Source organism: Arthrobacter sp. YAF17 (assembly GCF_052113365.1).
Classification (GTDB): Bacteria; Actinomycetota; Actinomycetes; order Actinomycetales; family Micrococcaceae; genus Arthrobacter.
In genome coordinates this window covers 20555-39788 of the sequence record NZ_JBFRDB010000023.1, presented here as the reverse complement: position 1 = coordinate 39788, position 19234 = coordinate 20555, and the positions used below count along the sequence as shown (strand labels likewise).

Below are 19234 nucleotides of genomic sequence, written 5' to 3'. Positions count from 1 at the left end.
TGTTCCCCAGTAGAGCGGATTGGCGCCAGGCGGAAGGATCGAAGTATGAACCCGCACATTGACCAGCCCGATGAGGGCGACAGCTCAGAGGGCCACGACCCTTCGGGCCGCACAGGCCGCACTGCCGCTCAGACTGCCGGACAACCGGCGGAGCCGCCGGCAGAGACCTCGGGCGCGGACCAGCGGCCCGCAGCCGACAGCTCCCCCACCACTCCGGTGGATACTTCCGCCACCCTCCCGCTGGACTTTTCGGCCGGTGGCGGCATCGGCTCCGGAACGCCGCCGCCGCCCCCGCCCTACTACGGCGCGACGCCCCCGGCCCACCATGGCGCGACCCCGCCGGCCGGGAGCCAGCCACTGCATTTCTTCGACTGGATCCGCAGCCAAGGCATCCACCGGGGCCGCGAGCGCTGGGTGGGCGGTGTCGCCAGCGGCATTGCCGAGCGTTTTGGCGTCGATCCGCTGATAGTCCGCGGGATCCYGATCGTCCTGACGGTCTTCGCGGGCGTCGGCGTCCTCCTCTATGGCATCGCCTGGGCGCTCCTGCCCGAACCCGACGGCCGCATCCACGTCCAGGAGGCCGCGGCCGGACGGTGGTCGTCCGGGATGACCGGGGCCCTGATCACCACGGTCATCGGCCTCCCCAGCCTGGGTGCCGGCGTCTGGGGCTGGGACCGCTACGGCTTCGGCGGCTTCATCTGGGCGGTCTTCTGGGTGGGCGGCGCCATCTACCTCATCTACTACCTGACCCAGCGCAACAAGTCCCGGAACGGAGCCACTCCCATGTCCTCGAGTTCCCAGCCCGGCGGCCCTGCGGGCTCCGGCTACCCGATGAACCCGGCAACATCACCAACTGCCCCCTTCGCCACCGCCGGCTACGGCTCCTCGGAGGCGCTGCCCCGCTACGACGGGTCAACCGTCCCCGGGCCCGTCTGGGGCCCCCCGCCGCCGTCGGGTCCTGTTCCTCCCCCCGGGGGCGGCTACCGGCCGGTGCCGGGCAGCGGTCCCGTCCCGCCGGCCAAGCCCCGGCGCTTCGGCCCCGGCGCACCCGCCGTCGCGGTCACCGCCGGCCTCGCCCTGCTGGTGGGCGGCGGCATCAAAGCCCTCGACGTCGCGAACGTCATCGATCTCGGCACGTCCAGCAACGCCGTCGTCTGGGAGAGCGCCGCGGTGGTCCTGGGCCTAGGCATCATCGTCGCCGGTCTCCGGGGCCGCACCTCAGGCATCCTGGGATTCTTCGCCGCGGTCGCCCTGATTGTCGGCGGCATCTTCAATGTGCTCCCCAACGGTGACGGCTTCCGTCCGCGGAACGCGAGCTGGTCTCCGGTGAGCATTGAACAGGCCCTGGGCGGTTTTGATATCACCGCCGGCACCGGGACCGTGGACTTGACGAAGGTTGCCCTCAACCCGCCGCTGGGAACTGATGTCGTGGTCCCCATCGACGCCACGGCGAGCAACGTCACGGTGATCATTCCGGACACCGTTCCGGTGGAGGTCCGCGCCGACATGTCCATGGGCAACCTCAATGAAGGCGGCCAAAGCCACGGCGGCATGACCACCCGGCAAAGCAACTACAACACCGGCAAGCCTGGAGCGGCGCTGATCGTGACTGTCAACGGCACGTTCAGCAACGTCACCATCAAGGAAGGGAACTGACATGAGCAGCTACGACGCACCGGCGGGCAGCCCGGAAGGCAGCGGCCCGCCCACTCCCCCACCGTTCGAAGGAACGGAGCCGCCGGTCGATTCCCCGGCACGCGTGGGCACCATCGTCTGGGGGCTGATCGTGGTGGCCCTTGCCTCGCTCATCATCATCTCCCAGCTCGGCATCGTGGCCCTCAACGGGACCTACGTGGCGATCGGCCTGATGATTGGCGCCGGGGCGGCTCTTGTGATCGGCGGGCTGCTCTCGGCCCGGGGACGTGACAAAGATGCATCGACAGGGAAGTCTTGAATCATGGAAAAATTCTTCAGCACCGTCAGGGGCCTTGGCCTGAAACGCGGTCCGCAGCGCTGGTTGGGCGGCGTCTGCGGCGGGATCGCCGCCAAGTTGAATGTGGATGTTGCGTTCGTCCGGATCGCTTTCCTGCTCTTCGCGCTGCTTCCCGGGCCGGCTTTCGTCCTCTACATCATCGCCTGGTTGCTCCTTCCGGACCAGCGGAACGCCATCGCCCTCGAGTCCTTCCTCGCGAAGCGCTCGGCTGGGCCACGTCACTTTCTGCAGCCAGTCCAGCCAACCGGTCCCGCTGCAACCAGTCGACCTGTAACCTTTTGTGTCCTGCCCCACACACGCCACTAGACTCTAGGTGAGCTCAGCGTGGCGCTCTGCCTGTACACCTTCGAACCAGGATTTGAGCCGAGACATGAAAATTGGAATCCTCACCAGCGGCGGAGACTGCCCCGGACTTAACGCCGTCATCCGTGGCGCCGTCCTCAAAGGCATCGCCGTCCATGGCCACGAATTCGTGGGATTCCTGGACGGCTGGCGCGGGGTCGTCGAGGGCGACATCATCGACATCCCCCGCACCATGGTCCGCGGCATCGCGAAGCAGGGCGGGACCATCCTGGGAACGTCCCGCACCAACCCGTTCGAGAACAACGGCGGGCCCGAGGTCATCAGGGCCAACATGGACCGGCTCGGCATCGACGCCATCATCGCCATCGGCGGCGAAGGCACCCTGGCGGCAGCCAAGCGGCTCACCGACGCCGGCCTGAAGATCGTCGGCGTCCCCAAGACCGTCGACAACGACCTCGACGCGACTGACTACACCTTCGGCTTCGACACCGCCGTCGAGATCGCCACGGAGGCAATCGACCGCCTGCGGACCACTGGTGAGTCCCACCACCGCTGCATGATCGCCGAGGTGATGGGCCGCCACGTGGGCTGGATCGCGCTGCACGCCGGCATGGCCTCGGGCGCCCACGCCATCCTGATGCCTGAGCAGAAAGCCTCGATGGAGCAGATCGCGGAGTGGGTCGTCTCGGCCCGCGACCGCGGGCGCGCGCCGCTCGTCGTCGTCGCGGAGGGCTTCGTCCCGGACGGCCAGGAGACGCCGCATTCCGAACGCGGCCTGGACACCTTCGGCCGCCCCCGGCTTGGCGGGATCTCCGAGCGGCTGGCCCCGGAGCTGGAAGCCATGACCGGCATCGAAACCCGGGCCACCGTCCTGGGCCACATCCAGCGCGGCGGGGTTCCGACCGCGTTCGACCGCGTGCTGGCGACGCGCCTGGGCATGGCCGCCATCGACTCGGTGGTCGAAGGACGCTGGGGAACCATGGTGTCCCTCAACGGCACCGACATCGTCCACGTGGGCTTCGACGCCGCGCTCGGCAACCTCAAGACCGTCCCGAAGAACCGCTATGACGAGGCCGCGGTCCTCTTCGGCTGAGCCGCCTGAGCCTCTGCACAGAGCCCGACACCCCCCGGTGGGTAGGGTGGAACCATGACACTTGAGCCCGGTTCGGTCGACATCATCCAGCTCGCATGGGCCCGCCGCCTGGGGCTCGACGACGGTGCTTTCGCGGCCGCCGCGGGCGACCGCATCACGCGCGCAGATGAAGCGGCCCGGGCCGTGCAGTTCATCCGGCTGTTCGGCAACTCTGTCCTAGTGGGCCCGCAATGGGCGCTGGACGCCGCCGCCGGGCTGTCCGACGGGGAACTCGCGCAGCACGTCACCCTCTTGACCATCACCCGGGATCATGGCGGCCACGGGCTCGGCGCCGCCGCGCTCTTCTTCGCCGACGACCTGCCCCTGCAGCAGCCCTCGGAGGAGCTGACCGTCTCGCACGGCAACCCGGAAGCGATCGAATTGGAAGCCGCGTGCCCGCCCGATGACGTCAACGAGGTGGGCCTCTCGGACCTTGCGCACCGGTTCACCGTCATGCATGCGGAGGAAGGCCGCAGGACCCCCGTAGCCTGCGGCGCCTACACCGAATGGGAAGGGATCCTGGCCCAGATGGGGGTGCTGGTCGCTCCGGAGTGGCGCCGGCGGGGGCTGGGCTCACTGGCAGCCTCCATAGCGGCCCATGAGGCGCTCGCCTCCGGCCTGACGCTGCAGTGGCGCTCCGACGTCAGCAACAAGGGCTCCCTGGCCATCGCCCGGAGCCTTGGCTTCACCGCAGGCGGCATCCAGACCAGTGTGCTGCTGGGTTGATCCGGCAGCACCAGGGCCCGCCTACACGTCAGCGGGAGCGCACCTCGGAACCCTCGGCTCCGGCGGACGCTGCCGGCACAGAGCCTGGGGTGCCCCACCCCTGCACCGGCTGGGGCTTGGCGAAGAACAGCGCCGCCGCCGCGCCGAGCAGGATGACCGCAGCCGGCAGCAGGATGGACTGGGCCATCGCCGTCGAGAAGCCCTCGTGCAGGGCGTCCGGCAAGGCACCGGCGAAGGACATCGGCCCGGACTCCCCGGACCCTCCCGGGGCCGCGGGGAGTTCGGCCGCGAGCCGGGCCTGGATCAGGACGGCTATGGCGGAGCTGCCCAGGACGGCGCCGATCTGGCGGGTCGTGTTGTAGACACCCGAGCCGGCACCTGCCTGCCGCGGCGGCAGGTTGCGTGTGACGGTGGAGCTCAACGGCGCCCAGATGCCGGCGTTGGCGAAACCCAGCACGGCGCTGGGGAGCAGGAACAGCCAGATCGGCGTGTCCGGGTGCATCAGGAGGGAGTTCCAGAACAGCGCCACGGACATCAGGACGAGGCCTGTTGCGGTGATGAACTTGGGGTTGACCCGGTCGATGACCTTGCCCACGAGCGGCGCCAGTCCGCCGGAGATGAGTGCCATCGGCACCATCATCAGCGCCGACTGGGTGGGCGTCAGCCCGCGGACCATCTGGAAGTAGAAGATCAGCGGCAGGGTGAAGGCCGTCACCGTGAACCCGACGGTGGTGATGCCGATGTTCGCCAGCGAAAAGTTGCGGTCCTTGAAGAGGGACAGCGGCAGCAGTGGTTCGCCCTTGTTCAGCTTCTGCCACACGACAAACACCACCAGCACGGCGATCCCGGAGATGATGAGACCCCACACGGTGATGGGTCCGGCGATGGTGCCCCAGTCATAGGTTTCGCCCTCCTGAATGCCGAACACCAGCAGGAACAGCCCGACGGCGCTGAGCAGCACGCCGGGGATGTCGAACTTGTGCGGGTGGGTGCTCAGAGCCGGCACGTAGCGCAGCGCGAGGAAGAATCCGATGATTCCCACCGGGACGTTGATGAAGAAGATCCACTCCCAGCCCAGGCCGTCAACTAGGACGCCGCCCAGTATTGGTCCCACGAGGGTGGCGACGCCGGCGGTCGCGCCCCAGATGCCCATCGCCGCTCCGCGCCGGTCCGGCGCGAAGATCCGGGTGATGACGGCCATGGTCTGGGGTGTCATGAGTGCGGCGCCGAAGCCCTGGAATACGCGGGCCACGATCAGCATCTCCACGTCGCCGGAGAGCCCGCACCAGAGGGAGGCGAGCGTGAACACGACCAGCCCCGCCAGGTAGAGGTTCTTGGGGCCGAAGCGGTCGCCCAGCCGGCCGGTGATCAGCAGCGGCACGGCATAGGCGAGCAGGTAGGCGCTGGTCACCCAGATCACCGAATTGATGTCGGCGTTGAGGCCCTCCATGATGCTGGGGTTGGCCACCGAGACGATGGTGGTGTCGATCAGGATCATAAAGAACCCGATCACGAGGGACCAGAGTGCCGGCCACGGCCGGGCGACGATTTCCATGGAGTTCCTTAGGTGCTGAAGGGGAGCTGTGTGCGGGGCAGACGAATCAGCCCAGCAGGGCCAGGATGTCCTGCCGCTCGAACATCTGCGCGGCGGCCCGGGCAGAGGGGGTGCCGGCGTCGGGGTCCGCGCCGGCGTCGACCAGTACCTGCACAACGTCCGGGTAGCCCTTGAAAACGGCTCCGGCGAGCGGCGTCTGGCCGCGGTCGTTGGCGGTGTTCGCGTCTCCGCCGTGTGCCAGGATCAGCCGAACGGCATCGACGTGGCCGTGATAGGCCGCAAGCATCAGCAGGGAATCCCCGGCCGCGTTCGTCATGGCCGCCGGAGCCCCGGCGGACAGGTAGCCGGCGAGCAGCGCGGTGTTGCCTTCCCGGGCCGCGTCGAAAAGGGCGTGGGCCAGCGCCAGGGTTTCCGTGTCCGGGGCGCCGGGATTGTCGGCCGTCATCGTGGGCCCCTCAGGAAGCCGGTCTGGCGTCCCACGACCTGGCCGGCGTCCGGTGCCACAATGACTTCCTGCGCGGCGGTGTACGGCTCGTCGCCGTCGAGCACGGTCAGCACGTCTTCCGGCGCGACCGAGCGCTTGACCACGGCCAGGGCCACCGGCCCCATTTCGTAGTGCTGCGCCACGGAGGTTACGGTGCCCACCTTGCGGTCCCCGGAGCGGACCTCGCTGCCGATGGCGGGCATGGTGTGCTGCGAGCCGTCGAGCTGCAGGAAAACCAGCCGGCGCGGCGGGTGGCCCAGGTTGTGGACCCGGGCCACGGTTTCCTGGCCCTTGTAGCAGCCCTTGTTCAGGTGCACTGCGGTGCGGAGCAGGTCGAGTTCGTGCGGGATGGTCTTGTCGTCGGTTTCGGCACCCCAGCGCGGCCGCCACGCAGCGACGCGCAACGCCTCGGCTGCCCAGGCACCGGCAAGCTGGCGCTCACCGACGGTTGCTTCCAGTTCAGCAGCCGGGACCAGATACTCGAACCAGGGCCGTTCCAGCCCGGGGTGGGCGTCCTCCCCCACGACGGCGTACGAGTAGCCGCCGGCGCCGACATGCGGCCAAGGGTCTTCCCACACCAGCAGGGACGACCATTCCGGCACCCGGCGGGTGGACCCCAACACGGCCCAGTCCGCCGACGCGTCGGCGATCTCGACGCGGAGCATGAACTTCATCTTGTTGAGCCACTCGGCGAGCGGGCCTGCCTCGGCGGCCTCGACAATCAGCCAGGTCGTGGCGCCGTCGTCCACCACCCGCGCGTCGAATTCGATCCGGCCCTGGACGCTCAGCAGCAGCAGCTCGCTCGACTGTCCGGGCGCCAGGTTGGTGAGCTGCTGGGACGAGAGGGTGTTGAGCCAGGTCAGCCGGTCGGGCCCGGTCACAGTCACGATGCCGCGGTGGGAAAGGTCCACGACGGCGGCGCCGCCGGCCAGCGCCCGCTGTTCGCGCAGCGGCTCCCCGTAATGGGACGCGACACCGGCGTCAGCGCCGCCGGCTTCAACGGCGCCAGGGCGCGCCAGCAGTGGGCTCTTGATAGTCATATGTAGTAGAAGTCCTCGGGGGCTAGCGGTATTCCGGATTTTCGAAGTCAAACCTGGTGCCGGCTTTCCACGCCTCGGGCAGGTTGCCGTAGGCGGGAATGCCGCCGGCGTCCTTGAGCATCCGGGCCTGGTGCAGCAGGTTCCACGTCATGAAGGTGGTGTTGCGGTTGGTGAAGTCGCTTTCCGGTCCGCCCGAGCCCTCATCGAGGTAGCTCGGGCCCGGACCCACGGCGCCGATCCAGCCGGCGTCGGCCTGGGGCGGGATGGTGAAGCCGATGTGCTGGAGGCTGTACAGGACGTTCATGGCGCAGTGCTTGATCCCGTCCTCGTTCCCGGTGATCAGGCAACCGCCCACCTTCGGATAAAAGACCCACTGGCCCTTGTCGTTGAGCTCGCCGGAGTGCGCGTAGAGGCGCTCGATCAGCTTCTTGGTCTGCGAGGAGTTGTCACCCAGCCAGATGGGTCCGGCGACGACGACGATGTCGGCTTCCCGGACGGCCGGGTACAGCTCCGGCCATTCATCGGTGGCCCAGCCGTGCTCGCGCATGTCCGGGTAGACGCCGCTGGCGATGTCGTGGTCGACGGTCCGGATGACCCGTGTGGCGACTCCGTGTTTCTCCATGATGCGGCGGCTGACGTCGATCAGGCCCTGCGTGTTGGAGGTCTCGGGGGACTTCTTGAGGGTGCCGTTGAAATACACGGCCTTGAGGTCGCTGTAATCGGCGGGCGTGTCAGGCATGGCGGGTGTGGCATTCACTTTGGTGCTCCCTGCGGTCGCTGCGGACAACGGAAAATCAGTGAGACGTCAAACCCGGCGGCGTTTCTGCGGCGTGTGGCGCGCCGCCGGTCAAACCGCTTTGTGCAGGATCGCGGACGCGTGGGCCTCCAGGCCGCTGCCCCCCGCGGTGCCCTTGCCCGTGGCCACGTCCCAGCGCCAGAGCAGGTTGCCGTCCACGAGCCCGAAAATTCTGGTGGCGGCCGTGTACTCCTTGGAGTGGCTGCCGCGCATCACCATGTCTGTGCTGAGCCGGATCTGCGGGCCTTTGATCTGCCCGTAGTACAGCTCGGAGATCCCGCCGGGGTGGGAGATCGAAACCGAGATGTCGAAGCCGCCGTCCTCGTTGCGCAGGGCTTCGACCTCGTCGGCGCTCTTGAGCACGGGAACGATGTCAGCCGGGATAAGCCCCGGTCCGCCGTCTTCCTCGCGCTGCTTGCGCTCCAAGGCCCAAAAACCTGATTCGACGGTCAAGGGACGCAGCCTGGTGCCCTCGTCGTCGGTCAGCCAGCTTTCGGCCCGGTACTGCAGGTACGGCAGGCCGTTGTGCGTGAAGGACACGTGCTGCACGAAGTGCTCCGAATCCTCTTCCCCGGCCCCCAGCCGGCCGCGGCCCTCCCACTCACCAATGAGCCAGGACAGCGGAACGATTTCGGGTGTTAGATCTGTAGGAATTTCAATCGGCACAGCAGCTACCTCTGGAAACGACGGGACTTTGCAGGGCGTTACTTCCGGCTGTTACTTCTGGCCTTTGAAGAGCCGGTACACAACAAAGCCCGCGAACCAGGCCATGGCCAGGCTGGCAACGCCGAGGAGGACAAGGAAGAAAATTTCAAATGCAAGTACGGACATGATGCCATCCTAACGCTTTAGTAGATGAGTAGTTTGTCTATGAAGTAAGCCAGCGAGCCTACGGCGGCAACCGGGCCGAGCCCCATCCCGAGGGCCGCCGCAAAGCTCAGGGATTCGCCGCGGAGGATCACCAGCCGGCGGAAACTCACCAGCACGGCCCCCACCACGACGCCGACGATCGCCGCCGGCAGCACGGCGATGTCGGAGAAGACAAGGCCCGCGAGCGGTCCGGCCAGCCCTGCACCGACGACGCCCAGCGGCGCCACGACCCGGTCCGGCCAGCGGATCAGGCCCGCCATCAGGGCGATCGCAGCGCTGATCGCAGCGACCAGGAGCATCTCCCGGACGCCGTTGAAGCGGAAACACGCGATCCAGCCGGCTCCCAGGCAGGACAACAGCACACCGGCGCAGGAGCCCAGGGTGGACTCCAGGCGTTGCGCCTGTCCCGTGCCGCGGATCAGCTGCATCACGAAGACCGCCATCACGCCTGCGGCCATGAACGACGGCGTCCAGTCCAGGAAGCCCGGGGCGGGAAGGTAGGTGGCGGCGACGGCGGCGCCCACGCCGGGCAGGCCGATCAGGACGGCCAGGGTCTTCCTGGCGGGGATGCCCAGGAAGTGCGGCCAGCCGATTCCGACGCCGGCTGCGGTGAGGACCCCCACCGCAAGGAGGGCCTCCGGCGAGGAGTACGACGCGCCGACGATCGCGGCGAGTCCGGCCAGGCCAACAACGCCGATGGTCCAAGACTTCACTGTTTACCCGACATCTGTTTATCCGTCATCCGTTTACCGGTCATCGTCGTACCTTCGCTCACTGCGGACCCCAATTCGACCTGATCAACGTCAGGGGGCTGCAGGCCCCGACGGATCAATCCTGCCCTATATGACCGATTTGTGTCGCAAAAGGACTGGCCGCAGGTGACGGGACCATGGCCGGTAAGGGGCGTTTAGGTATACTCAGACTCAGCTACAGACGCCCAAAGATGCGCGGACACCCCTTGGAGGAAACATGTCGCACATCCTGCTACTGACGAACAGCACCGGCTCATCGGTGGACGTCCTGCCTGCTCTGGAACTATTGAACCACCGGGTCCACATTCTCCCCGCGGAGCCGACCGCGCTGCTGGAGACCGACCCCTGCGACATCGTCCTGCTCGACGCCCGCAAAGACCTCGTCGGCGCACGCTCACTGACCCAACTGCTTAAGGCCACGGGCCTGAGTGCTCCCCTCATGCTCATCCTCACCGAGGGCGGCATGGCCGCGGTCTCGTCGGCGTGGGCTGTGGACGACATCCTGCTTGAGTCCGCCGGGCCGGCCGAGGTGGAGGCCCGCATCCGGCTGGGCGTCGCCCGTGCCGTGCCGGACCAGGACGATGCGCCGACCGAGATCCGTGCCGCCGGCGTCGTCATCGACGAGGCCAGCTACACCGCCCGGGTCAACGGCGCGCCGTTGAACCTGACCTTCAAGGAATTTGAACTGCTCAAGTACCTGGCGCAGCACCCCGGCCGGGTCTTCACCCGCCAGCAACTGCTGACCGAGGTCTGGGGCTACGACTACTACGGCGGCACCCGCACCGTTGACGTCCATGTCCGGCGTCTGCGGGCAAAGCTCGGCGCCGACCACGAGAACCTGATCAGTACGGTCCGCAACGTTGGCTACCGCCTGACCTTGGTCCGGCATCCGGAGGAAGAACTCACCGAGGCCTGAAGTCTCAACAGTCCTGACTCGGACCGGGACGACGGCTGACAACAGGCAGCTGTGCCGGAGCCCGGACTGCGGGCCGATCCGCGCAAGGGCCGCGTCGCGGGAGCCCGAACACAGACCTTCGCCGTCCGGGGCGCCTTTGGGTACGATTCCGGTCCCTTGGCTCCGGTGTCCGCGGCGTGTCCGTGTCGAAGTGCCCCCGGACCGCAGCCCCTGGCGGGACCAGCGGCGGCCGGGTCCGGAAGTTCCGCTTTTGGGCAGAACCCGCGGGAACACAAAAAAGCCCCGGACCGAGGTCCGGGGCTTTTCCAGGTATTCAGTGGAGGACATACGGGTCGAACGTATCGAGGCCACCCCAGTGGTGGATCCCCCTCGCATCTGAACTGACGGTCCGGGAAACGAAGTCCCGCACCCATCAGCCGGATGAGTTAACGACTATACGTAACTGTTCCGGAACAACAAAMTCGACTCCGCCCCGGCGGCACCGTATAGCCTTGCAGCATGAGTCCTGCGCATCCTGAGAACTGGCCCGTGCTCGCCGCCAAAGGAGCTGCCGATGAGCAGCTCCTGAAGGACGTCAAGGCCCTCGCGGCCGCCGCGGAGGAATCCGACGGCAACCCGCCGTTGTCCGAACAGACGCTGGTCACGCTGCGTGCCACGAACGCCGACGCGTCCCCGGGGACACCCACCGTGCTGACGCTCGCCCTCTACTGCCCCGACGAGGAATCCGACCCGGCGACGGCACAGGACCTGGCCGGAGTCGCCGTCGTCATCGAGGAACCGGACGGCACGGGAGTGCTGGAAATTGCCGTCCACCCCAGCTACCGCAACCAGGGCGTGGCGGACCGGCTGGTCGGCGAACTCCGGGACACCCGCGGCTTCGCCGGCCTCAAGGCGTGGTCCCACGGCAACCACGAGGCCGCCGCAGACCTCGCCGCGCGCTACGGCTACGGCCCCGTCCGCGAATTGTGGAAGATGCGGCTCACCACTGCGGCGGCGGAACTGCCCGATGTCCCGCTGCCCGACGGGGTGGCGCTGCGCGCTTTCACCCCGGGCCGGGACGAGGACCCCTGGCTGGCCGCGAACAAGGCCGCCTTCGCGCATCATGCGGAGCAGGGAAACATGACCCGCGCCGACCTGGACGCCAGGATGGCCGAGTCGTGGTTTGATCCCGCCGGTTTCCTGCTGGCCGTCGATGCCTCCGACCGGATCCTCGGCTTCCACTGGACCAAGGTGCACCCCCGCCACGGCGACCACCCGGCGATCGGCGAGGTGTACGTGGTGGGCGTAACTCCCGAGGCCCAGGGCACGGGCCTGGGTAAAGCACTGACCGTGGCCGGCATCCGGCACCTGCAGAGCCTGGGCCTGCACGCCGTCATGCTCTACGTCGATGCGGACAACATTCCGGCCGTGTCGCTGTACCGGCGGCTGGGCTTCACGCGTTGGGATGTCGACGTCATGTATGCCCCATTGGAAGGGCGTTAATCCAATCGGCAGACATCTGATGTCMACAGCCGGAAATCTGCCCTCTTCGAAAGCTGTACGCAGGCTGATTGCTTGTAAGGTTGAAGCTAAATCGCGCCAGCATTAGGAGAGACCATGCAACGGGAATCTGCCCGGACAGCCACGTCTGAGGCCGCCACGTCGGACAAGAAAGTCCGACCGGCGCGTGCCCAGTTCGGTTCCTCCGAAGTGCCTGCCTCACGCGCGACCCAGGACCGGATCGACATTCCGGAATTTGCGCCGAACCTGGAGCCGGAGGGCGATTTCAGCCCGGACCGCTTCCTGGACCGCGAACTGAGCTGGCTCGCGTTCAACGCCCGCGTGCTGGAACTGGCCGAGGACCCGAACCTGCACCTGCTGGAACGCGTCAGCTTCCTGTCCATCTTCGCGTCCAACCTGGATGAGTTCTTTATGGTCCGCGTCGCCGGGCTCAAGCGCCGGATCGCCACCGGACTGGCCGTCCCCTCCCCTGCCGGACTCAGCCCGGTGCAGGTCCTGGAACAGATCGGCGAGGAAGCCCACCGCCTGCAGCAGCGCCACGCGCGCGTCTACGCCGAGCAGATCCGTCCCGCGCTGGCCTATGAGCACATCCACCTCATGCGCTGGGAGGAACTCGATTCCCAGGCCAAGGACCAGCTCAGCGCCATGTTCGCCGAGAAGGTCTTCCCGATCCTGACGCCGCTGGCCGTGGACCCGGCCCACCCATTCCCTTACATTTCGGGGCTCTCACTGAACCTCGCCGTCGTCGTCCGCAATCCGGTCAGCGACAAGGAACTCTTCGCCCGCCTCAAGGTCCCGGACCAGCTCCCCCGGCTGATCTCGATTGACGGCCCGCGCGCCGGCTCGGTGCCCGGTCGGGTGGCGCGCTTCATCGCCCTCGAGGAAGTCATCGCCGTCCACCTGGACCAGCTCTTCGCCGGGATGGAGGTGCTGGAGCACCACACCTTCCGCGTCACCCGCAATGAGGACGTCGAGGTCGAAGAGGACGACGCCGAAAACCTGCTGCAGGCACTCGAAAAGGAACTGCTGCGCCGCCGTTTCGGGCCGCCGGTCCGGCTCGAAGTCACCAACGACATCAACCCGAACATCCGGGCGCTGCTGATCCGCGAACTCGGCGTCGAGGAATCCGAGGTCTACTCGGTCCCGGCCCCGCTGGATCTCCGCGGGCTATCGGTCATCGCCGGAATCGACCGCGCGGACCTGCACTACCCCAAGCATGTCCCCCACACCTCACGGCACCTCAACGAATCGGAAACGTCCAAGGCGGCAAACGTTTTTGCGGCCATGCGGCGACGGGACATCCTGCTGCACCACCCCTACGACTCCTTCTCCACCTCGGTGCAGGCGTTCCTGGAGCAGGCGGCGTCGGACCCGAAGGTCCAGGCCATCAAGCAGACCCTGTACCGCACCTCGGGCGACTCGCCGATCGTCGACGCCCTGATCGACGCCGCCGAGGCCGGCAAGCAGGTCCTGGCCCTCGTTGAGATCAAGGCGCGCTTCGATGAGCAGGCCAACATCTCATGGGCCCGGAAGCTGGAGCAGGCCGGCGTCCACGTGGTCTACGGCATCGTGGGCCTCAAGACCCACTGCAAGCTTTCCCTTGTGGTGCGCCAGGAAGTGGACGGCCTCCGCCGCTACTGCCACATCGGCACCGGCAACTACCACCCCCGCACGGCCCGCTACTACGAGGACCTCGGACTCCTCACGGCCAATGAGCAGGTGGGTGAGGACCTCTCCCGGCTCTTCAACCAGCTCTCCGGCTACGCGCCCAAGTCGACCTTCAAGCGGCTCCTGGTGGCCCCGCGGTCGGTGCGTTCAGGACTCATCGACCGGATTGAAACCGAAATCCGGAACGCCAAGGCAGGCCTCGCCGCCCGGGTACAGATCAAGGTCAATTCCATGGTGGATGAAGCCATCATCGATTCCTTGTACCGGGCGTCTCAGGCCGGCGTCCCCGTGGACGTGATCGTCCGCGGCATCTGCTCGCTGCGCCCGGGGGTGCCCGGCCTCAGCGACAACATCACGGTCCGCTCGGTGCTGGGCCGGTTCCTGGAGCACTCCCGTGTCTTCGCCTTCGCCAACGGCGGGGACCCGGTGGTCTACATCGGCTCCGCGGACATGATGCACCGCAACCTGGACCGCCGCGTGGAAGCCCTCGTCCAGCTCACCAGCGGGGACGACACGAGCTATGTCATGGACCTGCTGCGCCGCTACATGGATCCCGAGACCGCCAGCTGGCACCTCGACAACCAAGGGGAATGGACCCGCCACCACCTCGCCGAGGACGGGACGGATCTCGCGGACATCCAGTCCTGGCTGCTTAACTCCCGCTCGCGCCAGCGCTCGTCCGGGCTGCGGTAGGGGCTCTGGCATTGAGTAGCGATTCACTGGTCGCCGACCAGACAGACCATCCCGGCGAGGACATTGCGGTGGTGGCTGCGGGCGCCCTGCCGTGGCGCATCGCCGCCGGCGACAACGGTGACCTTGAGGTCCTGCTGATCCACCGCCCGCGGTATGACGACTGGTCCTGGCCCAAGGGCAAGATCGACCCCGGCGAGACGGTGCCCGAGTGCGCCGCCCGCGAGGTCGAAGAGGAAATCGGGTTGAGGGTGCCGCTGGGCATCCCCCTGCCTTCCATCCACTACCACGTCCCCGCCGGACTGAAGGTGGTCCATTACTGGGCCGTCGACGTCGACGGGGCGTCGCTGCTGCCGGACGGCAAGGAAGTGGACAGCGTCATGTGGTGCTCGCCGGAGAAGGCGGCCCGCCTCCTGAGCAACCCGAGCGACGTGGGTCCGCTGGAGCATCTGGCGGCCGCCCATGCCCGCGGCGAACTGAAAACCTGGCCGCTCGTGATCGTTCGCCACGCCAAAGCCAAGCCGCGCTCTTCATGGTCGAAGGCCGAAGGCGACCGGCCGCTGGCCGCCACCGGGATGCGGCAGGCCCAGGCAGTCGGGCGGCTCCTGCAGGCCTGGAAACCGAAGCGCGTTGTTTCCAGCCCGTGGGTCCGGTGCGTGGCCACGATCGCCCCGTATGCCAAGGCCTCCGATGCGAAGGTGAAGCTGAACGAAGCCCTCACCGAGCACCGGCACGGCCGCCATCCGCACAAGACGGCGGCCGCCATCGAAGGTCTCTTCGACAAGCAGCGCGGCGTGGCGGTCTGCACACACCGCCCCGCCCTTCCTACGGTGTTTGCCCAGCTCGGAAAGCATATGGGTTCCCGGTTGCGCGCCCTGCTGCCGGACGCCGATCCGTTCCTGGCTCCCGGTGAGATTGTGGTGTGCCACGTGGCGCACCACAGCAAGGACAAAGTGGTGGCCGTGGAGCGGTTCCGCCCCTTCGACGACTGAGGTTCTTGACCGTCCATTGTTCTGGCCGTAGTTTGTATCAAATACTTGATACATTGCCGCAGGATCTTTGGGGGATTTTATGCCGGTCCAGTTCATTGTGCCGCCGCTGCTGTTGCTTGGTCCGCTCCTCGCCGCCGTCGTTGTCTACATGGTGTTGCGTTGGGTGATCTGGGCGCCGAACACGGGGACCACTCCGGCGTCGGTGTCAGAGCACGCGCTGTGGGTGGGCGTCATCGGCTGGCTGGCGAGCTCCCTCCAGGGGGCGATGAACCTGGGCATCATTCCGGCGAACCCTTCCGCCGGCGGCACCCTGACCAGTACGGAGACCATCCTGCCGGCGCTGGCGTGGTCGGTCCTGGGCTGCCTGACCGTACACGCCCTGGGCCAAATCACTTACCCTGGTCCACGCCGGATGCGGCGGCAGGCCGTCCTGTCAGTCCGCCGCATCCGCGACTTCCTGCCCCGCAGGCTGGCCTTGACCACGGCGGCCATCTTCCTCACCGCCGCCGCAGCCATCGCGCAGACGGCCACCCTCCCCGGATTCGCGGCAGTGGCGCCCACCACGGTCCGCGACGGCCCCAACAGCTACAGCTACTACAGCGGCGGCGCTGACGGCCGCATCCCCGGGCCGGAGGTCGCCGGGTGGCTCGGAGGCGCCCTGCTGGTGCTGGCGGGCGGGACGTGGCTGGTGCTGTGGCTGATAGCCAGCCGCCGCCAGCTGGAGAGCCTCGACGCCGCCGACAACGCCGTGCTGCGGACCATCGCCATGAACCGCCTGCTCCGGACGGTGTCCACCGTGGCTGCGGGCCTTGGGGTGATCGCGGGGAACTTCGCGGCCCGGCCCGATCCGGCTCAGGGGGCAGTGTCCTGGACGAATCCGGCTGCGCTGGCGGGCACGGTTGTGCTGTTCGTGATGTGGTGGTGGCGGCCCCCGCGGATCGCGGCCGCCGGGCTGGGCGTCCAGAATCGCCCTGAGGCAGGGCTCGCCGCCGGCCGGCAACATCCGGCGGCCAGGCTCGTCTCCTCCCTCGGGGCGCTGCTGGGCCTGGCCGCCGCCGTGCCGCTAATTGCCGGAACCTTCCTCGCCCAGGCCGTCGCGGCTGCCGCCAGCTACGGATTTGCGGGGTTCGGTTATGCCGGCATTCTGACCTTGATGGCCACCGCCGTGCTTCTCGTCATTACCGCCGGCGAGCTCCTGCTGCAGCACAATTACGGCAGCCCTGAAGCCCGGCGCAGCTGGCCCCGGCAGCCGGTGAGCCCCGCCCTCCTGGCGACTGCCGTCCTGTCGCTGCTCGTCTTCCTCGTGGTCCTCCTTGTCACGGCGGCCGGGCAGGCCCGGCTCGGAGAGGGCCTCGGCTGGGTTCCGTCCACACTCCTCACGGCAGCGGTCTGCGCCGTCTCGTTGCCCGCACTCGCCGCGGCAAGACGTCGCCAAGGCATCCCCGATGCCCCCGCCGGCCTGGACGCGGCGCTTCGCGCCATCACGGTCCACCGCGTAGTGCGAACCCTCGCGGCCACCCTCACCGCCCAGGCCGGCGTGCTGCTGCTCACTCAGAGCAACGCCTGGGCGGCCGTCCTGGGCCGGGAGGCCTTCGGGTGGACCGACCCGGCCGAGGCTTCCTGGTGGCCGGCGATCGCGGCAGGTGCGGTGCTCGGCGTGGTGGCCACGGTCATCGCGGTTATCCCGGTGCGCGCCCTGGCCCGGCCGGCCCCTGCTCCTCCCCTGCCGAGGAAGGAAGTCTCCGCGTGAGCGCAGGAATCTCCGTGAACCTGGGCTCGGCCACACCACCGTACGAACAGATCCGGGGGCAGGTCTCCTCGCTGATCGCGCTGGGAATACTGGCGCCGGGCACCCGGCTGCCGACGGTCCGGAGCCTCGCCGCGGACCTCGGCATCGCAGCCGGGACCGTCGCCCGGGCCTACCGGGAGCTCGAACAGGCGGGGCTGGTCGAAACCCGGCGCCGCAACGGCACTGTGGTCGCCGGGACGCCGACGGCCGGGACCCTGCCCGAAGCCCCGGCACCGGAGGCCGTCGCCGGCGAGGTGACCACCGCCGTCGACCGCTACATTGCGGAAGGCCGCGAAGCGGGATTCGACGACGCCGCCCTCCTGGCAATCCTGCGGACGAGGCTCAGCCAGCAAGACGGATAAGGAGGGAAAGCCAGTTCTCAGTAGACTGGGACGGTGAGCATTCCTACGCCCTATGAAGACCTGCTGCGCGATGTCCTGGAACACGGCACGCACAAATCGGACCGCACCGGAACGGGCACCCTGAGTGTGTTCGGCCGCCAGATGCGCTTTGACCTCAGCCAAAGCTTCCCCCTGGTCACCACGAAACGTGTGCACTTCAAGTCCGTCGCGGTGGAGCTGCTGTGGTTCCTCCGCGGGGAAACGAACGTGAAATGGATGCAGGACCAGGGCGTCACCATCTGGAACGAATGGGCCGACGCCGAAGGAGAACTGGGCCCGGTCTACGGCGTCCAGTGGCGCTCCTGGCCGACTCCCGACGGCGGTCACATCGACCAGATCGCCGAGCTCATCGAGAACCTGAAGTCCAACCCGGACTCACGCCGGCTCATTGTCTCGGCTTGGAACGTCTCCGAGCTCAAAGACATGGCCCTGCCTCCCTGCCACGCGTTCTTCCAGTTCTACGTGGCCGACGGAAAGCTGTCCTGCCAGCTGTACCAGCGTTCCGCGGACACCTTCCTGGGCGTGCCGTTCAACATCGCCTCCTACGCCCTGCTGACCTGCATGATCGCCCAGCAGACCGGCCTGGAACCGGGCGAGTTCGTCTGGACCGGCGGCGACGTCCACATCTACGACAACCACATGGACCAGGTCCTCAAGCAGCTCACACGCGACCCCTACGAGTACCCGCAGCTCACGATCACCCGCAAGCCGGACTCCATTTTCGATTACACCCTCGATGACTTCGAAGTGGTCGGATACCAGCACCACCCGACGATTAAGGCCCCGATAGCCGTATGAGCAACGACAAGATTCAGGGCGGACAGCCCGCCGACTTCACCGACAAGCTGGCGGGCCTCACCGGGCTCGGCGTCGTCTGGGCGCAAACCAGCACCGGTGTGATCGGCAAGGACGGCGGCATGCCGTGGCGCCTTCCCGAGGACATGCTGCACTTCACCCGGCTCACCACGGGCCACCCGGTGATCATGGGCCGCAAGACCTGGGAGTCCTTTCCCGACAAGTACCGCCCCCTGCCCGGGCGGACGAACATCGTCATCACCCGCCAGGAAGGCTGGGGCGCGACGCCGGCGGCCGAAGGCGCCATCGCGGTCAAGTCCCTGGACGACGCGCTCCTGGAATCCCAGTTCGCGCCGGGGAACGGCATGGTCTGGATCATCGGCGGCGGCAACATCTACGCGCAGTCCATGGACCTCGCCAACGTCGCTGTCATCACCACCATTGACGCCGCAACGGAGGGCGACACGTTCGCCCCGGATCTCGGATACGACTGGACCATGGGCGCGAGCCTGCCGGCCGACGGCTGGGAAACCGCCGGCAACGGCACCCGCTACCGCATCAACGTGTGGCGCCGGACGGAAGGCTAAGGAATGCTGAAGAAACCCGAAACCCTGTTTGTGCTTGGCTACATGCTGCTGCCGCTCCTGGCGCTGCTGTCCGCGATCGTGGGGCTGACCATGATCCTTGGCGGCAACAAGATCGCCGGGGCCATCGTGCTCGTGGTGATCACCCAGGCCTTCGCCTTCGGCGCGTTCTTCGCGCTCAGGAAGCGCAAGCACGCTCTGCTCGCGGAGCACACCGGCGAGTAAGCCCGACTTGGTCCGGCGGATGG

At 67.7% G+C, this 19234-nt stretch carries 19 protein-coding genes and 1 pseudogene; 14 read left to right on the top strand and 6 right to left on the bottom strand.

Annotated features, from left to right (window positions below; all coding sequences use genetic code 11):
• The first annotated feature begins 45 nt into the window (after nucleotides 1-45).
• The 5 genes and pseudogenes from AB4Y67_RS16520 (at nucleotide 46) to AB4Y67_RS16500 (ending at nucleotide 4154) form a co-directional block, all read left to right on the top strand.
• Nucleotides 46-1656, top strand: a complete 1611-nt coding sequence (locus AB4Y67_RS16520) for a PspC domain-containing protein (RefSeq protein ID WP_441406844.1) — start codon at nucleotides 46-48, stop codon at nucleotides 1654-1656.
• A gap of 1 nt (nucleotide 1657) precedes the next feature.
• Nucleotides 1658-1954, top strand: a complete 297-nt coding sequence (locus AB4Y67_RS16515; RefSeq protein ID WP_441406843.1) for a hypothetical protein — start codon at nucleotides 1658-1660, stop codon at nucleotides 1952-1954.
• A gap of 3 nt (nucleotides 1955-1957) precedes the next feature.
• Nucleotides 1958-2200: pseudogene (locus AB4Y67_RS16510) on the top strand (PspC domain-containing protein); the annotation flags it as partial.
• 163 nt (nucleotides 2201-2363) lie between these two features.
• Complete coding sequence (locus AB4Y67_RS16505) at nucleotides 2364-3389, top strand: 6-phosphofructokinase (protein WP_441406842.1); 1026 nt, start codon at nucleotides 2364-2366, stop codon at nucleotides 3387-3389.
• A gap of 54 nt (nucleotides 3390-3443) precedes the next feature.
• Nucleotides 3444-4154, top strand: coding sequence for a GNAT family N-acetyltransferase (locus AB4Y67_RS16500; protein WP_441406841.1), 711 nt, complete (start codon nucleotides 3444-3446; stop codon nucleotides 4152-4154).
• Nucleotides 4155-4182: 28 nt separating this feature from the next.
• Here the strand turns inward: AB4Y67_RS16500 and AB4Y67_RS16495 are convergent, their stop codons facing one another.
• From AB4Y67_RS16495 to AB4Y67_RS16470, 6 genes are all read right to left on the bottom strand, one after another.
• A complete protein-coding gene (locus AB4Y67_RS16495; RefSeq protein WP_441406840.1) occupies nucleotides 4183-5709 on the bottom strand; it encodes a DHA2 family efflux MFS transporter permease subunit in 1527 nt (508 codons plus the stop codon).
• Nucleotides 5710-5755: 46 nt separating this feature from the next.
• Entirely contained in the window at nucleotides 5756-6154 is a 399-nt protein-coding gene (locus AB4Y67_RS16490; RefSeq protein WP_441406839.1) for an ankyrin repeat domain-containing protein, read from the bottom strand.
• Entirely contained in the window at nucleotides 6151-7233 is a 1083-nt protein-coding gene (gene ygfZ, locus AB4Y67_RS16485; protein WP_441406838.1) for a CAF17-like 4Fe-4S cluster assembly/insertion protein YgfZ, read from the bottom strand. Before ygfZ ends, AB4Y67_RS16490 begins: the two co-directional genes overlap by 4 nt.
• A gap of 22 nt (nucleotides 7234-7255) precedes the next feature.
• Nucleotides 7256-7972 (bottom strand): flavodoxin family protein, encoded by a 717-nt coding sequence (locus AB4Y67_RS16480; RefSeq protein WP_441406855.1) that lies wholly within the window; start codon nucleotides 7970-7972, stop codon nucleotides 7256-7258.
• 108 nt (nucleotides 7973-8080) lie between these two features.
• Complete coding sequence (locus AB4Y67_RS16475) at nucleotides 8081-8695, bottom strand: FABP family protein (RefSeq protein WP_441406837.1); 615 nt, start codon at nucleotides 8693-8695, stop codon at nucleotides 8081-8083.
• A gap of 182 nt (nucleotides 8696-8877) precedes the next feature.
• Nucleotides 8878-9612 (bottom strand): permease, encoded by a 735-nt coding sequence (locus tag AB4Y67_RS16470; protein ID WP_441406836.1) that lies wholly within the window; start codon nucleotides 9610-9612, stop codon nucleotides 8878-8880.
• A 256-nt stretch (nucleotides 9613-9868) separates the two neighbouring features.
• Between AB4Y67_RS16470 and AB4Y67_RS16465 the strand changes: the two genes are divergently transcribed.
• The 9 genes from AB4Y67_RS16465 (at nucleotide 9869) to AB4Y67_RS16425 (ending at nucleotide 19211) form a co-directional block, all read left to right on the top strand.
• Nucleotides 9869-10567 carry a winged helix-turn-helix transcriptional regulator gene (locus AB4Y67_RS16465; RefSeq protein WP_307465631.1) on the top strand — a complete coding sequence of 233 codons (699 nt, stop codon included), beginning with the start codon at nucleotides 9869-9871 and terminating at the stop codon, nucleotides 10565-10567.
• Nucleotides 10568-11065: 498 nt separating this feature from the next.
• Nucleotides 11066-12049 (top strand): mycothiol synthase, encoded by a 984-nt coding sequence (mshD, locus tag AB4Y67_RS16460; protein ID WP_441406835.1) that lies wholly within the window; start codon nucleotides 11066-11068, stop codon nucleotides 12047-12049.
• A 114-nt stretch (nucleotides 12050-12163) separates the two neighbouring features.
• Nucleotides 12164-14428, top strand: a complete 2265-nt coding sequence (locus AB4Y67_RS16455) for an RNA degradosome polyphosphate kinase (RefSeq protein ID WP_441406834.1) — start codon at nucleotides 12164-12166, stop codon at nucleotides 14426-14428.
• An 11-nt stretch (nucleotides 14429-14439) separates the two neighbouring features.
• On the top strand, nucleotides 14440-15417 hold the full coding sequence (locus AB4Y67_RS16450) for an NUDIX hydrolase (RefSeq protein ID WP_441406833.1): 978 nt from the start codon (nucleotides 14440-14442) through the stop codon (nucleotides 15415-15417).
• A gap of 79 nt (nucleotides 15418-15496) precedes the next feature.
• Nucleotides 15497-17167, top strand: a complete 1671-nt coding sequence (locus AB4Y67_RS16445) for a hypothetical protein (protein WP_441406832.1) — start codon at nucleotides 15497-15499, stop codon at nucleotides 17165-17167.
• Nucleotides 17164-17568: a GntR family transcriptional regulator gene (locus tag AB4Y67_RS16440; RefSeq protein ID WP_441406831.1), complete on the top strand. Its 405-nt coding sequence runs from the start codon at nucleotides 17164-17166 to the stop codon at nucleotides 17566-17568. The genes AB4Y67_RS16445 and AB4Y67_RS16440 overlap by 4 nt, the downstream gene beginning before the upstream one ends.
• Nucleotides 17569-17601: 33 nt before the next feature.
• Nucleotides 17602-18405 (top strand): thymidylate synthase, encoded by an 804-nt coding sequence (locus tag AB4Y67_RS16435; RefSeq protein ID WP_441406830.1) that lies wholly within the window; start codon nucleotides 17602-17604, stop codon nucleotides 18403-18405.
• Nucleotides 18402-18989 (top strand): dihydrofolate reductase, encoded by a 588-nt coding sequence (locus AB4Y67_RS16430; RefSeq protein ID WP_441406829.1) that lies wholly within the window; start codon nucleotides 18402-18404, stop codon nucleotides 18987-18989. Before AB4Y67_RS16435 ends, AB4Y67_RS16430 begins: the two co-directional genes overlap by 4 nt.
• Nucleotides 18990-18992: 3 nt before the next feature.
• Nucleotides 18993-19211 (top strand): NF038396 family protein, encoded by a 219-nt coding sequence (locus tag AB4Y67_RS16425; RefSeq protein WP_441406828.1) that lies wholly within the window; start codon nucleotides 18993-18995, stop codon nucleotides 19209-19211.
• Nucleotides 19212-19234: the final 23 nt, after the last annotated feature.

What these genes read in the sequence shown, in the direction of transcription:
- AB4Y67_RS16515 (WP_441406843.1), top strand. Translation starts at nt 1,658, where the DNA reads ATGAGCAGCTACGACGCACCGGCGGGCAGCCCGGAAGGCAGCGGCCCG.
- AB4Y67_RS16505 (WP_441406842.1), top strand. Translation starts at nt 2,364, where the DNA reads ATGAAAATTGGAATCCTCACCAGCGGCGGAGACTGCCCCGGACTTAAC.
- AB4Y67_RS16500 (WP_441406841.1), top strand. Translation starts at nt 3,444, where the DNA reads ATGACACTTGAGCCCGGTTCGGTCGACATCATCCAGCTCGCATGGGCC.
- AB4Y67_RS16495 (WP_441406840.1), bottom strand. Translation starts at nt 5,709, where the DNA reads ATGGAAATCGTCGCCCGGCCGTGGCCGGCACTCTGGTCCCTCGTGATC.
- AB4Y67_RS16490 (WP_441406839.1), bottom strand. Translation starts at nt 6,154, where the DNA reads ATGACGGCCGACAATCCCGGCGCCCCGGACACGGAAACCCTGGCGCTG.
- ygfZ (WP_441406838.1), bottom strand. Translation starts at nt 7,233, where the DNA reads ATGACTATCAAGAGCCCACTGCTGGCGCGCCCTGGCGCCGTTGAAGCC.
- AB4Y67_RS16480 (WP_441406855.1), bottom strand. Translation starts at nt 7,972, where the DNA reads ATGCCTGACACGCCCGCCGATTACAGCGACCTCAAGGCCGTGTATTTC.
- AB4Y67_RS16465 (WP_307465631.1), top strand. Translation starts at nt 9,869, where the DNA reads ATGTCGCACATCCTGCTACTGACGAACAGCACCGGCTCATCGGTGGAC.
- mshD (WP_441406835.1), top strand. Translation starts at nt 11,066, where the DNA reads ATGAGTCCTGCGCATCCTGAGAACTGGCCCGTGCTCGCCGCCAAAGGA.
- AB4Y67_RS16455 (WP_441406834.1), top strand. Translation starts at nt 12,164, where the DNA reads ATGCAACGGGAATCTGCCCGGACAGCCACGTCTGAGGCCGCCACGTCG.
- AB4Y67_RS16445 (WP_441406832.1), top strand. Translation starts at nt 15,497, where the DNA reads ATGCCGGTCCAGTTCATTGTGCCGCCGCTGCTGTTGCTTGGTCCGCTC.
- AB4Y67_RS16430 (WP_441406829.1), top strand. Translation starts at nt 18,402, where the DNA reads ATGAGCAACGACAAGATTCAGGGCGGACAGCCCGCCGACTTCACCGAC.
- AB4Y67_RS16425 (WP_441406828.1), top strand. Translation starts at nt 18,993, where the DNA reads ATGCTGAAGAAACCCGAAACCCTGTTTGTGCTTGGCTACATGCTGCTG.